This is a genomic window from Fluctibacter corallii (assembly GCF_025751585.1).
GTDB classification, from domain to species: domain Bacteria; phylum Pseudomonadota; class Gammaproteobacteria; order Enterobacterales; family Alteromonadaceae; genus Fluctibacter_A; species Fluctibacter_A corallii.
In genome coordinates, this window is record NZ_JAOWKX010000008.1 from 166,076 (window position 1) to 185,409 (window position 19,334).

Sequence of the window (19,334 nt, forward strand, 5' to 3'; positions counted from 1 at the left end):
AAGGATGTTAATGGTTCGAAAAATACGCAAAGTACTAACAAGGTACTTTGCAGAAATGCGCTGGTACAACATTATGCTTGTACTGGCGTTTTATGCGTTAAGTAGTTGGCTACTGCTTTATTCAGCGAATGAAACCGCCCTACTCCAGTTTGACGACTTTATGTATTGGTTAGTTGTCACAGGCTCAACCGTTGGTTACGGCGATATGTCGCCAGCTACAGCCGCTGGAAAATGGATAGTTTCCCTTTATATTATTCCCGTAGGATTAAGTATTTTTGCACTGGTGCTAGGACGCGTCGCGGCTTGGGTGTCAGAGCAATGGCAAAAAGGAGTAAAAGGTTTGAAACCCTTAGACCTTCACGATCACATTGTCGTTATTGGCTGGAACGAGCAACGCACTATTCAGCTTATCAATATGCTGCAACAAGAACGCGCTGCTATGCCACAAAAACCAGATATTCTGCTTTGTGTACGAGCCGAAATTCTTAACCCTTTACCGGGAGAAATTGAGTTCGTGAAAGTGGCTTCATTCAACAAGGATGAAGACATGAATAAAGCCTGTATCAAAGATGCTAGCGTCATCATCATGGATAACCCTGAAGATGACATGACCATGACTACCGCCTTGTATTGTAGTCAGGCGAATCCCGATGCACACTTAATCGCCTATTTCAAAGATGAAAGCCTCGTCCAGTTGCTTAAGCATCATTGCCCCAATGTAGAGTGCACACCCAGTGTAGCCGTGGAAATGATAGCAAAATCAGCATTTGATCCTGGTTCAAGTCTCGTTCAACACGATTTACTGAGTTTACAATACGGCGAACAATCGCAATTTTCAGCGACCATTCCTGATTCTGTTTCATCCCTCGTCGCGGGTGACGTCTTCGCCAATTTGAAATCTCAATACGATGCAACCTTTATTGGTTTTTTGCCTGCATCAGGGGCACACAACCCGACACTAAATCCTGCGCCTTCTGACCGAATTAAAGGCGGTGACAAGATTTTCTATATCGCTAAGCAACGCTTACCTGACATTAAGTGGTCAAGTTTAGGAGCGCAATGATGTTTGATAAATGGTTTAAAAAGAAAGACACCAAGCCCAAAGCGCCTGAAATTATGGGGTTATATCTAGGTGGCTCTTTTGAAATTGATAAACTGAAGTTAAAGCTACTCGAGCCACAACTTATGATTGACGGCGCAGCCACACAGCATTTAATTCAAGCCGTCGGCGAAGCACATTTAGATACAGGTGGGAAGATCTTACGCTTTTATACCGATGATGATGCGTTTTTGCAGGTTGTGTTAGATGGTGGCGACACAGAAAATCATATTACTGACGTAAAACTTTGGTACTTTTACGATACCACCACCGTTGGCTCCGAGTCGAATTGGAATACGCTAATTTCTTCAGACATTTCACAACCAACTTATCAACTAGACTCGACAAATTACACTCGAGTATGGAATGCTATTGATGATGTATCGCCCCCTGTCGCGGTAACAGAAAAAACCTATGAGCTAGATGGCGATATGAGTGAAACAGATCAGTTTATGATGCTCTACGAGCGCCCGCTCGACGATGGCAACTTCGAGTCACTGTTGGTCTGTGGTGAAGAGAAAATAGTCAACCACAATACAGACAGGTGCTTGGTAAGAAGTACAGGGTTTGATATCTCACCGGCAGATATCACGATAAACGGATAATGCAAAAAAGCAATAAACCACAATCAGCGGAAATTAAAACGAGGTGACCATGGAAACCCTTCAAGCATCATTAGCAGGCTTAAGTAGCTTTGCAATATATTTTGCTTTTTCAATTCTACTTTTATTTGTCTTCAAAGTAATTTATGCCTTTGTCACTCCCCATGACGAATGGGCGCTAGTCAAGCAAGATAAAAATGCGGCAGCCGCGATTGGTTTTGGCGGTGCCATTATTGGCTTTAGTATCGCGCTTGCTGGTGCGGCAAGTAATTCACAATCATTACCTGATTTTATTACTTGGGGCGTGATTGCGCTAATTGCGCAGATTTTTGCGTTTGCGATTTTACGTTTCACTTTTATGCCAAAAATTGCAGAGCGCATTATCAAAAACGAAACATCGGCAGGCATCATGTTGGCATCCATGTCGGTTGCAGTTGGCCTACTCAATGCAGCATGTATGAGCTATTAGTGGAGGCAACCTCATGACCCAAAAACGCTCTGCATCGATCAATTTGCACAGAATGCGTAAGCAATTTACACCTAGGCCGCTCGCACTAGGTGTTGCCTCATTATTTCTTGCTGCCTGTAGTGACAATCGCGAAGACGTAATTATTTACAAAACACTGGAAGATTGCACTGATGACAATCCAAACCGTGTGCAAGCTTGCACACTGGCGTACGAAGAAGCATTAGAAGAGGCGCGCAAAACAGGGCCTAAATACGCCAATATGCAAACCTGTGAATATGACTTTGGCCCACGACAATGCGAGTACGTCGATAATAACGGTGGTTCGTTTTTCATGCCACTCATGGCAGGCTATATGCTGGGGAACTTGCTTTCGCCCAACCGATATTATTCACAACCACTGTTCACATCCTACTCACCTTATTCGCCTTATCGTTATCGCTACATTATGGCTGACGGTTACGATATAGGTGATTTGTCTAAAAAGCGCACCAAGGTCAAACCGGGTGCATTCAAGCCTAAGCCAGAAATAAAGAAAACAATGTCGCGAGGCGGGTTTGGTAGTACAGTTCGCGCGAAGTCATCTTGGGGGTCATCAAGCCGCAAAAGTGGCTGGGGCGGCTAAACACATTTATGTTTCGCCTCCAACACTCACCTCGAACAGATTGGCAGAAGCGCGCCGATGACTATGGTTTTAAATTTCACACAATGTATGGCCAGCCATACTGGGATGAATCGGCATATTATCAATTTACGCTCAAGCAAATTGAAGAGGATATCGAAGCCCCAACAGAAGAATTGCATCAAATGTGTTTACATGCCGTCGACACAGTGTGTAAAAGCGAATACTGGCTAGAAAAATTTAAAATTCCACATACATTCTGGGATGCTGTCAATCAGGATTGGCAAGCCAATTCCCCTAGCCTGTATTCTCGACTCGATCTCGTATACGATGGTCAATCATCGGCAAAGTTACTTGAAAATAACGCAGATACACCCACGTCTCTCTATGAAACCGGTTTTTGGCAGTGGCTATGGTTAGAGGATAATGTCAAAAACGGCAGCCTCCCGAAACACGCCGACCAATTTAACTCTTTGCAAGAAAAATTAGTTAATCGCTTCGCAGAAATCAGTGGCTTCTATCAAGTTGCCTATATGCACTTTGCGTGCTGCAAAAACACAGATGAAGACAGAGGTACAGTTCAGTATTTACAAGACTGTGCTGCTGAGGCTGGGCTAGATACCTACTTTACCTTTATTGAAGATATTGGTCTCAGTGATGACAACTATTTCACTGATCATCTCAATCAAGAAATATCAACTGTATTCAAGCTTTATCCATGGGAATTTATGCAAAGAGAGGACTTTGCTGAACCTTTGCTACAGGCAAGCACGCACTGGATTGAGCCCCTATGGAAAAGCGTCGTTTCCAATAAAGCACTGTTACCATTGTTGTGGAAACTCTTCCCAAACCACCCCAATTTATTACCTGCTTTTTTTGAAGATGAAGTGAATAAAGCAGACGGACAAAAGCTGGTAAAAAAGCCTTTTTTTTCAAGGGAAGGCGCAAATATTTCAATCATCGAAGGTCATCAAACGATCACCGCAATAGACGGACCGTATGGCGAAGAAGGATATGTTTACCAAGCCTTTTCTGCCTTACCAAGATTTGCCGACAACCATACTATTGTTGGTTCTTGGTTAGTTAACGACAAAGCTGCGGGAATATCTATTCGCGAAGACACGCATATGATCACGCAAGACCTATCGCGCTACTTACCACACATAATTCTAGGCTGAAACAATGCAAGGTACAGACTCACATTCTTCATTCTCAAAAACCAAACTCACAGGCGTAATGTGCTTGGTATTACTTGCAATAGAAATAATCAACCTTATCACAGGGCGAGCGCTCAACCAGCTTGGTTTGATTCCTAGAGAAGCTACGAGTCTCTTTCATATTTTTACTGCGCCTTTTTTGCATGGTTCCATGTCTCATTTCGTATCAAATATTGTCCCTTTTGCAATATTTAGTTTTCTTATTTTACAAGATGGCATTAAGCGTTTTGTACTCGTTACGCTCTGCATTCTACTTCTCGAGGGCATGTTAGTATGGGCATTAGGCAGAACCGCCATCCACGTAGGGCTAAGTGGCGTGCTTTACGGTTATTTTGGCTATTTGGTACTAGCAGGTTTTTTAAGTAAACACATTAAGCAAATCATCATATCTTTCATCATTATTGTATTTTATGGCGGCATGATTTTTGGCGTTCTTCCGCAAGATGCCTTTGTTTCTTGGGAGTCTCACTTATTTGGATTGATTGCAGGACTGCTTGCAGCCAAATTATTGGTCAAACCGTCTTCTTAACAGGTAAAAACATTTAAAATTCGTTTGAAAGCTCATAGTAACCCGCGCGGCGATTGAGTATACTTTCCCATCAATCAAGCAGTAGATAAAAAGTGTCCAAACCATGAATCAGCAGCAACCACAGCAAAAGCAAGGCGGCTTTTTAGGCAATCTAGCATTCAATATCATCATTCCTGTTGTGGTGATGACCAACTTAAATTCAGAAGAATATCTTGGCCCTGCATGGTCTATCGTTGTCGCGCTTATTTTCCCCATTGTTTATGGTCTATGGGACTTAAAGCAATCTGGAAAGGTGAATGTTTTTTCAGTGTTAGGTATTGTTAGTGTCATTTTAACAGGCGGTATCAGCCTTTTAGAGCTGCCGGCTGAATACATAGCAATTAAAGAAGCTGCGATTCCTGGGTTTATTGGGCTTGCCGTGTTAATCACCCAGCGCACCTCTAAACCACTAGTCAAACTGTTGATTCTTAACGACCAAATTGTCAACTGGCCCGAGTTGAATCAAGCACTGGAAGACAACCATACCGCAGACCAGTTCAAGAAAAAACTCGCGGTAAGCTCGTATATTGTTGCGGCGTCATTTTTTCTGTCCTCATTCCTAAATTATGCATTAGCGAAAATCATGCTTGTAAGCCCACCGGGTACGCCAGAGTACACGGAAGAGCTTGGCAAAATGACCGCCATGAGTTATCCCGTTATTGTGATTCCTAGTATGATTATGCTGATGGCTGCACTTTGGTATTTATTTGTACAAATCAAAAAACTAACGGGTAAAGATCTTGAAGCATTCTTGCTCGAAGGGAATTCTCACGGGTAAGTGCATGGGTTAGACCCTAGATATATTGAGTTTAGTTTCGAAAATAATACAAAATCTCATTTAAATTCATTGAGTTTCACGTATTATTTGCATTTTTATAACGAGATCGAAAAGTACCGTGTAACAAGCTCTGAAATAAAGATTTTAGCTTGCTCTAAGCCAACACCTTAGTCGTAATAATGACAACACTAAATGGCTAGGTTAATACGCAACGCACGACATTAAATCAATCTCACAGCAAATCCTCTACGGAGAAAGAATGAAGTATTTAGCTACCGCCCTACTTGCTGCAACATTTGGCTTACAGGCCGCCGAACAACCTAAGAATATCATCATGGTGGTGGGTGACGGCATGGGCCCTGCAGTAACAACAGGTTATCGTTATTTTGCAGACAACCCAGATACACCTGAAATCGAAGACACCGTTTTTGATCGTCATTTAGTTGGCATGGCAAGCACCTATCCAGCACATGTCAGTGGACTCGTTACAGATTCTGCAGCTGGCGCAACAGCGCTTTCGGCAGGTGTGAAATCCTATAATGGCGCAATCGCCGTAGACGTAGATAAAAAGCCGTTACCAACTGTGCTCCAATGGGCGAAAGAAAAAGGCATGAAAACGGGTGTCGCAGTAACCTCACAGATTAATCATGCCACGCCTGCATCTTATGCTGTACACAATGACTCACGCAAGAATTATGATGCGATTGCAGACAGTATGTTCGATCACAAAATCAATGGGCAATTTGTCCTTGATGTGATGCTTGGCGGCGGCTGGGATTACTTCATTCGTGATGATCGCAATATCGTCGATGAATTCAAACAAGCGGGATATCATTATATTTCCGATGTTAATCAGCTAAGTAATACACCAGCAGACAAACCGTTACTTGGCCTATTCGCAGATACAGGCATGGACTGGGCGCTCGACATGCCAAACCAGCCAAGACTGAAAGCAATGACAGAAACTGCGGTAAAACACCTTGAAAATGACAAAGGCTTCTTTTTGTTGGTTGAAGGCAGTCAAGTAGACTGGGCTGAACACGGCAACGACATTGCATCAGCAATGGCTGAAATGCATGACCTTGCCCTAACGTTAGAATGGTTAGAGCAATACGTAGAGCAACACCCTGATACCTTGGTGGTTGTAACAGCTGACCACAGCACAGGTGGACTAACTATTGGCGCAAATGGTAAGTATGAATGGAAACCCGCACCTTTAAAGTCGCTGAAAGCATCGCCGATTAACATTGCAAGATTAGCAGTGAAGAGCAAAACGCCCTCTTCCGTCGTTGCTGAACAAACAGGGTTGCGCTTAACCTCAAAAGAGAAAAAGGCGATCAACAAAACTGAAAAAGATGAAAAAGCGATGTTTAAAGCCATCACCAAACTACTTGATAAGCGCAGTAACACAGGATGGACCTCAAGCGGCCACACAGCGGTAGATGTTCAAGTGTTTGCGATGGGCAAATGGAAGCAGCAATTCGCGGGACATATCGACAATACAGATATTCCTAAAACGTTGTTCCAGATGTTAGGTAAGCCTCAATAATCTGCTCAAACGAAAAAGCGCTCGTGATAATGACGAGCGCTTTATCTTGATACCCTACCGTGTTGCATTATCTTAAGCCAAACATGCTACACAGCAATCCGAACTTACTTAGTGCGCCCTAATACTTCTCGCATTCGCTCTTGAACAACTTCAACCAGTAAGTCTGGCTGGAATTTTGAAATAAAGCGATTACACCCTACTTTTTCCACCATCGCTTCATTGAAACTACCACTTAAAGAGGTATTTAAAGCAATAAACAAATCACTCATGCGTGGGTCGCCCCTTACTTCTGCTGTTAAGCGGTATCCGTCCATTTCGGGCATTTCAGCATCAGTAAACATCATAAGAATTTCATCAGTAACACGCTTGCCCTCGTTCGCCCAACTTTGTAATCGACGAAGCGCATTCAAACCGTCACGATCTTCGATAATTTCCATACCAAACTGCTCTAAGGTACTTCGCACCTGCCACCTTGCCGTCGCGGAGTCATCCACCACTAACACTTTTTTCCCAGCAAGATGAGGTGTCACATCTTCGTCAAGCACCTCTTCACTTACAGAGACATCATAATCAATAATTTCTGACAACACCTTTTCAACGTCAATGATCTCAACAATCTGCCTTTTTCCTTCTGCCTCAATATGCGTAATAGCTGTAAGGTAGTTGTTCTTGCCAATCGTCGTCGGCGGTGGCTGAATATCACTCCAAGACGTATTAATAATATTCATCACATCGCCGATCAGAAATCCCTGCACAGTACGATTATATTCAGTGATAATTACATTCTGACCAGTCTCAGGATCAATCGGTGAACGCATTTTGATTGCTTGCCGCAAATCAATAATCGGGATCGACTTTCCTCGATAATTAGTCACGCCCTTCATATTGGAATGAGAACCAGGCATCTGATTCATTTTCGGAACATTAATGACTTCTTTAACTTTGAACACATTGATCGCGAACACATGACGAGTACCAAGCTTAAACAGTAAAAGCTCAAGCCTATTTTCCCCCACCAACTGGGTACGTTGATCAATAGAAGCGAGTAAATCTGACATGTCTGAATCTAAAACCTGTGTTAACTACATGATAGACGCAAATTTAATTTCACGTCGACCGATCACTATACCTTATCCCTAGAAATTGTTCCAAACCCCACCACCACATTCACAGAATTTATATCGAAAATTTAATTCATAGATTTAAATTATTTAAAAATTAGGAGTAGGATGATTTCAACGGTCAGCAATTAAGCGACCTATTCGATACCCTACAGTCAAAGGAAATACATTATGTCTCAATATCAATCAGACCTTGACGCGATTAAACAGCTTAAGTCTAAATTTGGAACTAGCTGGAGCAACATTAACCCAGAATATGCGGCGCGCATGAAAGCGCAAAACCGTTTTAAAACGGGTCTGGATATTGCGAAGTACACAGCTGCCATTATGCGTAAAGATATGGAAGCGTATGACAAAGACAGCAGCCAATATACCCAGTCACTAGGTTGCTGGCATGGCTTTATTGGCCAGCAAAAAATGCTCGCAGTAAAAAAACACCATGGCACAACAGACAAGCGCTATCTGTACCTTTCAGGTTGGATGGTTGCAGCACTTCGCTCTGAATTTGGCCCGCTACCTGACCAGTCAATGCATGAGAAAACGTCAGTTCCCGCACTGATTGAAGAGCTTTACACATTCTTACGTCAAGCAGACGCTAAAGAGCTCGGCGAGCTATTTAAAGCATTAGACAACGCACGTGAAGCAGGTAAAGACACAAGCGAAATCCAAGCTCAAATCGACAATTACCAAACACACGTAGTGCCTATCATTGCTGATATTGACGCTGGTTTCGGTAATGAAGAAGCAACTTACCTGCTGGCTAAAAAAATGATCGAAGCGGGAGCGTGCTGTATTCAAATCGAAAACCAAGTATCTGATGCAAAACAGTGTGGTCACCAAGACGGCAAAGTCACCGTGCCTCACGAAGATTTTCTCGCAAAAATCAATGCGGTTCGCTACGCATTCTTAGAGCTAGGCGTAGATGACGGTGTTATCGTAGCACGTACAGATTCACTGGGTGCGGGTCTAACCCAAAAAATCCCAGTGTCAAACAGCGAAGGCGACTTGGCCGCGCAGTACAATGCGTTTTTGGAAACCACAGAGATCGCGTCAGCAGATGATCTTACCGAAGGCGACATGGTACTTAAGCAAGACGGCAAACTGGTTAAGCCGGTTCGTTTACCAAATGGCCTTTACAAATTTAAAGACAACACAGGCTTTGATCGCGTGGTACTTGATTGTGTTACCTCACTTCAATACGGTGCAGATCTACTCTGGATTGAGACAGAAAAGCCACATGTTCAACAGATTGGCGACATGGTATCAGCGATTCGTGAGCAAATGCCTAATGCTAAGCTCGTGTATAACAACTCGCCGTCATTTAACTGGACATTGAACTTCCGTCAGCAAGTTTTTGATGCATGGAAAGAAGAAGGAAAAGACCTATCTGACTACAACCGTGATGAACTGATGGCTGAAAAATATGATAGCTCAGAACTAGCACAGCTAGCAGACGAAAAAGTACGTACATTCCAAGCTGATGCTGCACGTGAAGCGGGTATTTTCCATCACCTAATTACGTTGCCAACCTATCACACAGCGGCATTGTCAACGGACAACCTCGCCAAAGGTTATTTCGGTGACGAGGCAATGCTTGCCTACGTGAAAGGCGTTCAGCGTAAAGAAATTCGCGAAGGCTTAGCTTGCGTGAAGCACCAAGCAATGGCGGGTTCTAATCTAGGTGATGATCACAAAGAATACTTCTCGGGTGAACAAGCCCTGAAAGCCGCAGGTAAAGACAATACCATGAATCAGTTTGACGTTGCAGTGTAAGCAATTCCATTAACGACAAACACGTAAAAGGGGCGCACGCCCCTTTTTGATTATTGAATAATCCGCCTCTCGTTTACGCCAATAGCCTGCTGTAATTCCACGTTTTATATTTTATCGGCGTAAAACTTACGGAACCCCATGCAAATTGCACAAAAAGCATACAGCAGTGACCATCACACCTTAATAACAGTAGCAATCTACTTTAACTTCAATACAATACCTAACGTAATAGCGGCATTAGGAGTACATTCGTATCATGAATATTGCAAAAGTTGACTTAAACCTTCTGGTCTATCTTGATGTACTTCTTAGAGAAGGCAGCGTCACAAAAGCCGCGAACCAACTCAGTATTACTCAGCCAGCTATGAGCAATGGCCTTAAGCGCCTGAGAGACTTATTTAAAGATCCGTTGCTGGTTAGAACCAGCGATGGCATGACGCCGACACAACGTGCCCTTGAAATACAACCCATTATTCGTGACGTACTGGCGAAGCTTGAGGCATCTATTCAGCCAGAAACTGAATTTGACCCTGCTACCAGTGCCAGAACCTTTAGGATCATGGCAAGTGATTACGCTGAGTCAACATTGCTTATGGAGGTGATTGGCAAACTGTCGTCACTTGCGCCTAATATTACCCTTGATGTCATAACGCCAAGTGATGTGACCTTTCATGATGTCGAACACGGTAAAGTCGACATGGCCATCAACCGTTTTGAAGAATTACCGCTGTCATTCCACCAAAAGGTCGTCTGGTACGACACCTTTTCATGCGTGCTGAAAAGCGATCACCCTATCATCGGCAAATTTAACCTCGAACAATATCTTCATAGCCAACATATTTGGGTTAGCAAAACTGGATTTGGCGTGGGTGTCGGCGTTGACCCAAATGAAGTGCAAAAACTTGGATGGGTAGATGCAGAGCTCACGAAGCTTGGTAAAAAGCGTGATATCCGTATTTTCACTCGCCACTACCATGCCGCGCTCCAGCTTGCTAAAGCGCAAAACTTAATTGCGACACTTCCTAGCAAAGCGGCCAACATATTTAAGAATGACAGTGACGTTGTCATCTTAGAGCCGCCTTTCGACATTCCGCCTATCGCATTAAAAATGGCGTGGAGTGCGTTGCTCCATCACGATGCTGGCCACATCTGGTTGCGCCGTTTGATTACCGATGTGGCAAAAGAACTCGAAGGCCAATAGCGCAACATTCACAAAATTTATAACTAAAATACAAACCATAAATTAAACAAACATAGCTGATTTTCCTACACTGAAACCCAGATTTATTTTAGGAAGTCAGTTATGTCTCACTACATACCGCACGGAAATCTTCGCGTTAATGAAACGCTTCACGCCTTTATCGAAAAACAGGTACTTCCAGGAACGCACATTGAGTCCGGTACGTTTTGGTCGGGGTTTGACGCCCTACTAGAAAAACTGATCCCAGAAAATCAACGGCTGTTAGAGCAACGTGACGCACTGCAAGCAAAGCTTGATGAGTACCACCAAACTCACCAACCTTTTAATTTTTCTGACTATAAACAGTTCTTGCTGGATATTGATTATTTGAAACCACAGCCATCGCCTTTTACGATTTCAACCGCAAATGTAGATAAAGAGATTGCTTCTATCGCTGGCCCTCAGTTAGTGGTGCCTATTAATAATGCTCGCTATGCGATCAACGCAGCTAATGCACGTTGGGGTAGCCTGTACGATGCCGCTTATGGCACAGATGTGATCAGCGATGAAAACGGTGCAGAAAAAACGGGCACATATAATCCGGTACGTGGACAAAAAGTTGTCGCCTTTGCCAAAACTTGGCTTGATACCATTGCCCCGCTTAAGCAAGGCTCTCACAATGACGTCATTGAGTATCGGCTAGAAGATGAGTCTCTTGTTATATTACTAGCGAGTGGCGCTTCCACCACGTTACAAGACAGCCAGCAATTTGTGGGCTATCAGGGTGACCTTACCAATCCATCGGCAATTTTACTTCGTCACCATGGTCTGCACGCAGAAATCCAACTAGACAAAACACATCCCATTGGCAACGCTGATGCAGCCGGGGTAAAAGATGTTTTGCTTGAGTCCGCCATTACTACCATCATGGACTGTGAAGACTCTGTCGCGGCCGTTGATGCAGAAGATAAAACCCTTGTTTACCAAAACTGGCTTGGGTTAATGAAAGGCACACTTAGCACAGAAGTGAAAAAAGGTGATAAGACATTTCGCCGAACACTGAACCCAGATCGTGATTATATTAGCCCTTCCAAGCAGACCTTTTCGCTTTCTGGCAGAAGTTTGATGTTTGTACGCAATGTAGGACATCTCATGACGTCCGACGCCATATTGTTTGATAATAAGCCCATACCCGAAGGCATCATGGACGGCGTAATTACCAGCCTGATTGCGCTTCATGATCTTAAAGGTAATAGCCAATATAACAACTCTCGTACTGGCAGCATTTATATCGTGAAGCCCAAAATGCATGGTCCAGAAGAAGTCGCCTTCAGCAATAGGTTATTTACAGATATTGAAGCGCTGCTGTCTCTGCCTAAAGATACTATAAAAATGGGGATCATGGATGAAGAACGCCGCACTAGCGTTAACCTTGCGGCTTGCATTGCAGAAGCGAAGTCTCGGGTAGTATTTATAAACACCGGCTTCTTAGACCGCACTGGCGATGAAATTCATACCTCGATGTACGCAGGCGCATTTGCACCAAAAGCAGAACTAAAACAAATGCCTTGGATCACCGCCTATGAAAAAGCCAATGTTGTCACGGGCTTAGCATCAGGTTTAGGCGGGCGCGCACAAATCGGAAAAGGCATGTGGCCTGTACCTGATAATATGGCAGATATGATGAAGACCAAGATCGGACACCCACAATCTGGCGCAAGCACGGCATGGGTACCATCTCCCACTGCCGCAACCTTACACGCACTTCACTATCATGATGTTAATGTTGCGTCGTTACAGTCTTCACTGAAAGACACCCACTTTGACGGTATCGATGACATTCTCACAATACCATTGCTGAACGAAAGCACACCACTGTCAAAGGCATTCATTGAGCGCGAAATTGACAACAACGTTCAAGGTATTCTCGGTTATGTCGTGCGCTGGGTGCACCAAGGCATCGGCTGCTCAAAGGTGCCTGATATTAACCATGTTGGCCTGATGGAAGATCGCGCCACACTGCGTATTTCTAGCCAGCACTTAGCCAATTGGTTAATGCATGGCATTATTACCAAAGAGCAAGTCGAAGCAGCATTACATAAAATGGCAGCTTTGGTTGACGAACAGAATACGGCAGACAGCGAATATAAGCCGATGATGCCCAACCCAGAGGAAACGACAGCTTTTCAAGCCGCCTACGCCCTCATTTTCGAAGGTCATACACAACCCAATGGTTATACCGAGCCATTGTTGCACGCAAAACGCCGAGAGGAAAAAGCAAGCAACTAACGTTCTGTTTTGATTTGATGCCGCCGCAAATAAGCAATCGCGACCTATTGTGGTCATCCCAACCTGCTGCGGTGGCATTAAATCTACTAACTTTTACTACGGGCTCCCCACGCATTTTCCTCTCAAAGGAACCCATCCTCCTATTTGGTATTACCGAAAGTTTGTCAGTATTAAATTCAGATGCGACGCCCTTACTCAATTGGAATGCCATAGCTAAAAACAAAAAACGCTCCCGAAGGAGCGTTTTTACGCATATACGTTTAAAATGGCAGCTTACATTTTTTCCATCGTATCAATGCCAAGCAAGTCTAACCCTTTTTTCAGCGTATTGGCTGTCATCAACGCTAACTTCAAACGGCTATTACGCACGTTCTCATCAATACTGTCTTTTAGAATCGGACAGGCTTCGTAGAAGCTCATAAACGCACTGGCTACGTCGTATAGATAGCTACACAACACATGCGGTGTGCCTTCCGCCGTAACCTGATTTATCGCTTCAACAAATTGTAATAACTTCACCGCTAACGCATGCTCTTGTGACTCAGAAACAACAATCGATGCGCTAAGTTCGGTAGGGTTCACGCCCGCTTTTCTAACGATACTTTGAATTCGCGTGTAGGCGTACTGTAAATAAGGCGCGGTATTGCCTTCAAAGCTGAGCATGGTGTCCCAATTAAACATGTAATCGGTGGTACGGTTTTTACTTAAATCTGCATACTTAACTGCACCAATACCCACTTTTCGTGCAACGTCTTTGCGCTCAGCGTCAGACAAATCGGACTCGCGCTTGGCCAGTAAGGTTTCTGCACGCTCAATGGCTTCATCGAGTAAATCTGCCAGCTTCACGGTGCCGCCGCTGCGGGTTTTGAAAGGCTTACCATCGCTACCAAGCATCATTCCAAATGGGCAATGCTCATAGGTTTGTTCGTCATTGATGAAGTCAGCTTTACGCGCCACAATCTCCGTTTGCTTAAAGTGCAGTGCTTGTCGAGCGTCTGTGAAGATCAACGTTCTGTTCGCATTAAGCTTCTGGCAACGGTAACGAATCGCCGCTAAATCGGTCGTCGCATATAAATATCCGCCACCCGACTTTTGAATAATGTAAACAGCAGGGTTACCCTCTTTGTCAGCCAGCTCAGGTAAAAACACCACTTGTGCTCCCTGATCTTCCACTGCGAGGCCTTTTTCTTTCAAAATAGCGACGACATTGGCTAAATCATCGTTGTAGGCACTTTCCCCCATCACGTGTTCACGCGTGAGGCTTACATTCAGTTTGTCGTAAACTTCTTCACTGTGGGCAATCGAAACATCAATGAACTTTTCCCACAGCTTCGCACAGTCCGGATCGCCACTTTGAAGTTTCACCACATATTCACGGGCGCGGTCAGCGAATCCGTCTTCATCGTCAAAGCGTACTTTGGCTTCGCGATAAAAATCTTCCAAGTCAGAAAGCGCGGTTTCCGCCACTTCGTTGGCATTCAGTTTATCGCTCAAATGCGCCAGCAACATACCAAACTGCGTGCCCCAATCGCCCATATGATTTTGGCGAATCACCTTGTTCCCCATGAACTCTAGTGTTTTTGCTACCGCATCACCGATAATGGTTGAACGAAGGTGGCCTACGTGCATTTCTTTGGCAAGATTTGGCGATGAATAGTCAATTACCACGATATCATTTGCAGTTTGCTCAATATTCAGTCTTGCGTCGTTAAGTGCACGGTCAAGCTGCGTTCCCATCCATTCGGATTTAAGGTGAATATTGATAAACCCAGGGCCAGCAATTTCAAGCTTAGATGCAACGTCGTCAAGCGATACTGCTTCCACAATTTTTTCAGCGATATCGCGAGGCTTTGCTTTTAATACTTTTGCCAATGCCATGGCGCCATTAAATTGATACTCACCAAATTCAGGGCGTGTGCTTTTGCTCAAAGGAGCCGGTGAATCTTCTGGTGCACCAATGGCAGCCAATGCCGTTTTAAATCTTTCTAACAGTAACGTATGTAAGTTCATATTATGTTTAACTTATTGTATTCGTTTCAATATATTGAGGTTACGTAATCCACTTTACGATGCAGACTGAGTAACACTAGCCGTACACTAATGCTCGCGCGTCTTCAAAAATTCAATTTCAGGGTAGCGCTCTTGTGCTAGCTGTAAATTCACCATGGTTGGGGCGATGTAAGTAAGATTGTCACCACCGTCTAATGCCAAGTTACTTTCAGCTTTACGGCGGAATTCATCAAGCTTTTTCTCGTCTTTCGAGTAAACCCAACGCGCGGTACTCACGCTAACATGCTCATAGATTGCATCTACGTTATATTCTGCTTTTAAGCGCGCAACCACCACGTCAAACTGAAGCACCCCAACCGCCCCAACAATAAGATCGTTGTTCATTAATGGACGAAATACCTGAACGGCACCTTCTTCCGATAGCTGAATAAGCCCTTTTTGCAATTGCTTTTGTTTAAGCGGATCTTTAAGGCGAATACGCTTAAATAATTCAGGGGCAAAATTAGGAATTCCCGTGAAGCGGAATTTCTCACCGCCAGTAAAGGTGTCGCCAATTTGAATTGAGCCATGGTTATGCAAGCCAATAATATCGCCAGCATACGCCTCTTCTAGCAACTCACGGTCGCCAGCCAAAAAGGTTAACGCATCTGAAATGCGTACGTCTTTGCCGATACGGGTTTGGTGCATTTTCATGCCCTTTTCGTATTTGCCCGACACAATTCGGCAAAAAGCAATACGGTCGCGATGCTTTGGATCCATGTTGGCCTGAATTTTAAATACAAAGCCACTGAAGGTGGATTCTTCTGGCTCTACAAATCGCTCTGACGAATCACGCCCTAGCGGTTTAGGTGCCCAATCAACCAACCCGTCAAGCATATGATCAACACCGAAGTTACCCAGTGCTGTGCCAAAGAATACAGGCGTAAGTTCACCTTTTAAAAACTCTTCTTGGTCGAATTCGTGAGATGCCCCTTGCACCAATTCGAGCATATCGCGCAATTCGTCAGCATAACTACCGATGGCTTCATCAAGCTCTGGATTGTCTAACCCTTTGATGATTTTGCTGTCTTGAATGGTGTGACCCTGACCCGTTTTGTACAAAATGGTCTCGTCACGCAGCAAATGGTACACCCCTTTAAATTCTTTACCCATGCCAATTGGCCAAGTAATCGGGGCGCATTTAATTTTTAGTACCTCTTCAACTTCATCAAGCAACTCAATCGGGTCACGAATATCGCGGTCAAGCTTGTTCATAAACGTGATAATCGGGGTGTCTCGTAAACGCGTCACGTCCATCAACTTGATGGTACGATCCTCTACCCCTTTGGCAGAATCAATCACCATCAAGCACGAATCTACCGCCGTCAAGGTGCGGTAGGTATCTTCTGAGAAGTCTTCGTGCCCAGGCGTATCCAGAAGATTAACCAACTCATCGCGATAAGGAAACTGCATCACAGACGTGGTAACAGAAATACCACGCTCTTTTTCCATTTCCATCCAGTCAGACTTTGCGTGCTGACCTGACTTTTTCCCCTTTACTGTACCCGCCACCTGAAGTGCCTTTCCGAAAAGCAATACTTTTTCAGTAATGGTGGTTTTACCTGCATCCGGGTGCGAGATAATCGCAAAGGTACGACGTTTGTTAATTTCTTTAGTTATATGAGACATGAACCTGACAGAGGCCTTTTCTATTACGCGGTGTGACGAGCAAACACCTAGATTAAAAATTTGCCGGATTATACCTGTTTTCACCTTTACGAAAAAGGGCGTAAAAACGGCTTTTTAATAAAACTGTACGGCAATAAAAATAGGTTAGCGGGCAGGTGATTTTATCTTTCCCCCACATTTTCTGTGCACTTGTGCAGTATCGCTCTTACTTTCTTCATTCGGCAGGCACCTCGCCTGACTCATTTGTACCACTCAATTAAAGCAACAACATACCGTATATAACGCGTATTTTTATTGTTACCAAGATACGAACAACCCAACAAATATATGAGGCGAAATTTACATTTTCTCCCTACGGCCCGTGCTGATGAGGATAAACCTCCTACGTAAATGACATTTTTCTTACAAGAATAACGATTTTTTATTTACTCAAAGGACAAAATCACCTATAGTCGAAGTGTAAATTTTTTTACCGAAGTACAGCAGTACAAATTTACTAATAAGTGGAACCAACACATGTCACGTAGAAAAAAGTTTAGCGGCGCACAATTACGTGCCCTACGGAAGGAATCCGGCTATACACAGGAAGAACTTGCATTGCGTGTAGGAATTAGCCGAGAAACCGTTTCCGCCATCGAAAACGAAAAACCAGAAACCATGAGCGCGATTGGCGTGGAAGTGATCAGCAAGTGGTGGTCGGTGTGCAGACAAAAAGCCTCAGAACAAACACGAGAATCATTTTTTAGCACTGTGATGGAGTATTTCGGATTTAATCACAGCTAAATGTTATTCTCGCTGTACGGCCAAAAAATCCTAACAGCCCTCTTTGGAGGGCTTTTTATCGCGCTCGGCGTTTATACGTTTGACGACGCCGTTCTCTTTGATCGTATCTCAATATTTATTCTGCTTTTCGTAGCCATATTATGCCGAAAGGACGTAAATGTTCTGGGGGTTGTATTAATCTTTATTGCCGGTAGGTTATTAGACGAAACGGCATGGAACATTATGCTAGCGTCTGGAGCATACGGCTCAAAATTTATATTTTACGCTTTAGCTGCATTCATTTTCTTTTTCACTAAATACGATAGATTTAGTTACTGCTTGATTACAGCTCTTCTGCTTAGCATCAGTATTGATATTTTCACTCTAGTCAAGCAAGGTACCGAATTAAACATCCAATGGTATATATTTCAAATAACACTAGTATTGACACAGCGTCACTGTCTGCTATATCGCCTTCCTTACACTGAAAGCTTGTATCCCAAAGAAACAAGATCTCTTCATGTTGATTGGCAGTTATATAAGGCCGAAGGTATCGCAATCTTACTATTGACCGCCATGGTAATAGAATACTTTATTAGGCATATTTTCCAACTTTCAGATTTTGTTTACATATATAACGCATTCGCCCATTTAAACTCAATAATATTAATTTATATAATTTGGTGCATCTTCAACCAGAGCTATAAGATACTTTTATCTAATGTAAAAGCCTTCTAGCTGTGCCTCTTTAATTTCACTTTCAATCTCAAAACAATTATGATGATTCCGTGGGATAACCACAAAGGAGAGAGAGAGAAAATGAAGAAATATAAACAAGCAATAGTACCTTTAATTGGATTAACCTTGCTATTGAGTACTGAAAGTTTAGCTAACGGTGGCAATAAACAAGTCCCACCAGATGACCAACAGGGCAGCCAAAGCAAAGCGCCGCCGACGGACTTCTTGAAAAAACTAGAAGAACTATTAAATCCTACGGGAAGTAATTAGTCCTTACGCTAGGCGCAGTTTCTGCGCCTTTTTTGTTATTTTTTCCCACCAAAATCAAACTTTAACCCCTTCAAATTCAACAACTTACGCACTTTAGAATGTTTTTTTTACCATGTGGAGCACAATCCACAAACCTTATCATACACTTTCATCATCGAATAAAGCGACCAAGGGTTTAACTTCGGGTTGACCACCCTTAGCACCTCAGGTTGCACTAAGTTTCATGTGACCATGACTAAGGAACTCAATATGTACATTACAGGCTCAGATTTAAGAAAAATGCGCTTAGAAGCTGGTTTAACAACAGTTCAGATGGCAAAGCTAGCTGATGTGAAAACTCGTAAAACTTATGAAAACTGGGAAAAAAATGTAGGTACACCTAACATGAACCAGTTCATCGCTATGTGCACAGGATGTAACGTAAATTCTTCTGCGATGGTTAAGATGGCCATCGACAGAGCGGCAGTGGCGTAATCTGCCTGACCTTTTCAATCGGAAGCTCACACTGCCGTTGAAACTGCTCGGTCAGACTCCCTTGCTGACCGGGTAGACTTAACACCCAATCCATCTTGTAGGTGGCTTGTAACCTATTTTTCATCTCATATCACAATGCTAACAAGCG

17 protein-coding genes are annotated in these 19,334 nt (G+C 43.6%); 14 read left to right on the forward strand and 3 right to left on the reverse strand.

Features of this window, described 5'->3' with window-relative positions; translation table 11 throughout:
- Window positions 1-10 precede the first annotated feature (10 nt).
- From OE749_RS15325 to OE749_RS15360, 8 genes are all read left to right on the forward strand, one after another.
- On the forward strand, window positions 11-1,063 hold the full coding sequence (locus OE749_RS15325; protein ID WP_263713353.1) for a potassium channel family protein: 1,053 nt from the start codon (window positions 11-13) through the stop codon (window positions 1,061-1,063).
- Window positions 1,063-1,704 (forward strand): YjfK family protein, encoded by a 642-nt coding sequence (locus OE749_RS15330; protein ID WP_263713423.1) that lies wholly within the window; start codon window positions 1,063-1,065, stop codon window positions 1,702-1,704. Before OE749_RS15325 ends, OE749_RS15330 begins: the two co-directional genes overlap by 1 nt.
- A gap of 49 nt (window positions 1,705-1,753) precedes the next feature.
- Complete coding sequence (locus OE749_RS15335) at window positions 1,754-2,170, forward strand: DUF350 domain-containing protein (RefSeq protein ID WP_263713354.1); 417 nt, start codon at window positions 1,754-1,756, stop codon at window positions 2,168-2,170.
- A gap of 13 nt (window positions 2,171-2,183) precedes the next feature.
- Window positions 2,184-2,792, forward strand: coding sequence for a DUF1190 domain-containing protein (locus OE749_RS15340; RefSeq protein ID WP_263713355.1), 609 nt, complete (start codon window positions 2,184-2,186; stop codon window positions 2,790-2,792).
- A gap of 8 nt (window positions 2,793-2,800) precedes the next feature.
- Complete coding sequence (locus OE749_RS15345; RefSeq protein WP_263713356.1) at window positions 2,801-3,967, forward strand: glutathionylspermidine synthase family protein; 1,167 nt, start codon at window positions 2,801-2,803, stop codon at window positions 3,965-3,967.
- 4 nt (window positions 3,968-3,971) lie between these two features.
- A complete protein-coding gene (locus OE749_RS15350) occupies window positions 3,972-4,535 on the forward strand; it encodes a rhomboid family intramembrane serine protease (protein ID WP_263713357.1) in 564 nt (187 codons plus the stop codon).
- 103 nt (window positions 4,536-4,638) lie between these two features.
- Entirely contained in the window at window positions 4,639-5,352 is a 714-nt protein-coding gene (locus OE749_RS15355; RefSeq protein WP_263713358.1) for a VC0807 family protein, read from the forward strand.
- A 259-nt stretch (window positions 5,353-5,611) separates the two neighbouring features.
- Window positions 5,612-6,901, forward strand: a complete 1,290-nt coding sequence (locus tag OE749_RS15360) for an alkaline phosphatase (RefSeq protein WP_263713359.1) — start codon at window positions 5,612-5,614, stop codon at window positions 6,899-6,901.
- A gap of 104 nt (window positions 6,902-7,005) precedes the next feature.
- Here the strand turns inward: OE749_RS15360 and OE749_RS15365 are convergent, their stop codons facing one another.
- The gene (locus OE749_RS15365) at window positions 7,006-7,959 is read right to left on the reverse strand and encodes a chemotaxis protein CheV (protein ID WP_263713360.1); all 954 of its coding nucleotides are present in this window, start codon (window positions 7,957-7,959) and stop codon (window positions 7,006-7,008) included.
- A gap of 234 nt (window positions 7,960-8,193) precedes the next feature.
- On the opposite strand from OE749_RS15365, the gene OE749_RS15370 reads away from it, so the two are divergent.
- The 3 genes from OE749_RS15370 to OE749_RS15380 all read left to right on the forward strand — a co-directional run bounded on the left by OE749_RS15370 (window position 8,194) and on the right by OE749_RS15380 (window position 13,264).
- A complete protein-coding gene (locus tag OE749_RS15370) occupies window positions 8,194-9,795 on the forward strand; it encodes an isocitrate lyase (protein WP_263713361.1) in 1,602 nt (533 codons plus the stop codon).
- 256 nt (window positions 9,796-10,051) lie between these two features.
- Window positions 10,052-10,996 carry a LysR family transcriptional regulator gene (locus OE749_RS15375; RefSeq protein WP_263713362.1) on the forward strand — a complete coding sequence of 315 codons (945 nt, stop codon included), beginning with the start codon at window positions 10,052-10,054 and terminating at the stop codon, window positions 10,994-10,996.
- Window positions 10,997-11,098: 102 nt separating this feature from the next.
- A complete protein-coding gene (locus OE749_RS15380) occupies window positions 11,099-13,264 on the forward strand; it encodes a malate synthase G (protein ID WP_263713363.1) in 2,166 nt (721 codons plus the stop codon).
- 273 nt (window positions 13,265-13,537) lie between these two features.
- Here the strand turns inward: OE749_RS15380 and argS are convergent, their stop codons facing one another.
- Both argS and prfC read right to left on the reverse strand, forming a co-directional pair.
- Complete coding sequence (gene argS / locus OE749_RS15385; RefSeq protein ID WP_263713364.1) at window positions 13,538-15,274, reverse strand: arginine--tRNA ligase; 1,737 nt, start codon at window positions 15,272-15,274, stop codon at window positions 13,538-13,540.
- 87 nt (window positions 15,275-15,361) lie between these two features.
- On the reverse strand, window positions 15,362-16,942 hold the full coding sequence (gene prfC, locus OE749_RS15390) for a peptide chain release factor 3 (RefSeq protein WP_263713365.1): 1,581 nt from the start codon (window positions 16,940-16,942) through the stop codon (window positions 15,362-15,364).
- A gap of 516 nt (window positions 16,943-17,458) precedes the next feature.
- Here prfC and OE749_RS15395 point away from each other — a divergent pair.
- The 3 genes from OE749_RS15395 to OE749_RS15405 all read left to right on the forward strand — a co-directional run bounded on the left by OE749_RS15395 (window position 17,459) and on the right by OE749_RS15405 (window position 19,186).
- Complete coding sequence (locus tag OE749_RS15395) at window positions 17,459-17,725, forward strand: helix-turn-helix domain-containing protein (RefSeq protein ID WP_263713366.1); 267 nt, start codon at window positions 17,459-17,461, stop codon at window positions 17,723-17,725.
- A gap of 798 nt (window positions 17,726-18,523) precedes the next feature.
- Window positions 18,524-18,712: a hypothetical protein gene (locus OE749_RS15400; RefSeq protein ID WP_263713367.1), complete on the forward strand. Its 189-nt coding sequence runs from the start codon at window positions 18,524-18,526 to the stop codon at window positions 18,710-18,712.
- A 249-nt stretch (window positions 18,713-18,961) separates the two neighbouring features.
- Window positions 18,962-19,186 carry a helix-turn-helix transcriptional regulator gene (locus tag OE749_RS15405; RefSeq protein WP_263713368.1) on the forward strand — a complete coding sequence of 75 codons (225 nt, stop codon included), beginning with the start codon at window positions 18,962-18,964 and terminating at the stop codon, window positions 19,184-19,186.
- The last annotated feature ends 148 nt before the right edge of the window (window positions 19,187-19,334 follow it).

What these genes read in the sequence shown, in the direction of transcription:
- OE749_RS15325 (WP_263713353.1), top strand. Translation starts at nt 11, where the DNA reads ATGGTTCGAAAAATACGCAAAGTACTAACAAGGTACTTTGCAGAAATG.
- OE749_RS15330 (WP_263713423.1), top strand. Translation starts at nt 1,063, where the DNA reads ATGTTTGATAAATGGTTTAAAAAGAAAGACACCAAGCCCAAAGCGCCT.
- OE749_RS15335 (WP_263713354.1), top strand. Translation starts at nt 1,754, where the DNA reads ATGGAAACCCTTCAAGCATCATTAGCAGGCTTAAGTAGCTTTGCAATA.
- OE749_RS15340 (WP_263713355.1), top strand. Translation starts at nt 2,184, where the DNA reads ATGACCCAAAAACGCTCTGCATCGATCAATTTGCACAGAATGCGTAAG.
- OE749_RS15345 (WP_263713356.1), top strand. Translation starts at nt 2,801, where the DNA reads ATGTTTCGCCTCCAACACTCACCTCGAACAGATTGGCAGAAGCGCGCC.
- OE749_RS15350 (WP_263713357.1), top strand. Translation starts at nt 3,972, where the DNA reads ATGCAAGGTACAGACTCACATTCTTCATTCTCAAAAACCAAACTCACA.
- OE749_RS15355 (WP_263713358.1), top strand. Translation starts at nt 4,639, where the DNA reads ATGAATCAGCAGCAACCACAGCAAAAGCAAGGCGGCTTTTTAGGCAAT.
- OE749_RS15360 (WP_263713359.1), top strand. Translation starts at nt 5,612, where the DNA reads ATGAAGTATTTAGCTACCGCCCTACTTGCTGCAACATTTGGCTTACAG.
- OE749_RS15365 (WP_263713360.1), bottom strand. Translation starts at nt 7,959, where the DNA reads ATGTCAGATTTACTCGCTTCTATTGATCAACGTACCCAGTTGGTGGGG.
- OE749_RS15370 (WP_263713361.1), top strand. Translation starts at nt 8,194, where the DNA reads ATGTCTCAATATCAATCAGACCTTGACGCGATTAAACAGCTTAAGTCT.
- OE749_RS15375 (WP_263713362.1), top strand. Translation starts at nt 10,052, where the DNA reads ATGAATATTGCAAAAGTTGACTTAAACCTTCTGGTCTATCTTGATGTA.
- OE749_RS15380 (WP_263713363.1), top strand. Translation starts at nt 11,099, where the DNA reads ATGTCTCACTACATACCGCACGGAAATCTTCGCGTTAATGAAACGCTT.
- argS (WP_263713364.1), bottom strand. Translation starts at nt 15,274, where the DNA reads ATGAACTTACATACGTTACTGTTAGAAAGATTTAAAACGGCATTGGCT.
- prfC (WP_263713365.1), bottom strand. Translation starts at nt 16,942, where the DNA reads ATGTCTCATATAACTAAAGAAATTAACAAACGTCGTACCTTTGCGATT.
- OE749_RS15395 (WP_263713366.1), top strand. Translation starts at nt 17,459, where the DNA reads ATGTCACGTAGAAAAAAGTTTAGCGGCGCACAATTACGTGCCCTACGG.
- OE749_RS15400 (WP_263713367.1), top strand. Translation starts at nt 18,524, where the DNA reads ATGAAGAAATATAAACAAGCAATAGTACCTTTAATTGGATTAACCTTG.
- OE749_RS15405 (WP_263713368.1), top strand. Translation starts at nt 18,962, where the DNA reads ATGTACATTACAGGCTCAGATTTAAGAAAAATGCGCTTAGAAGCTGGT.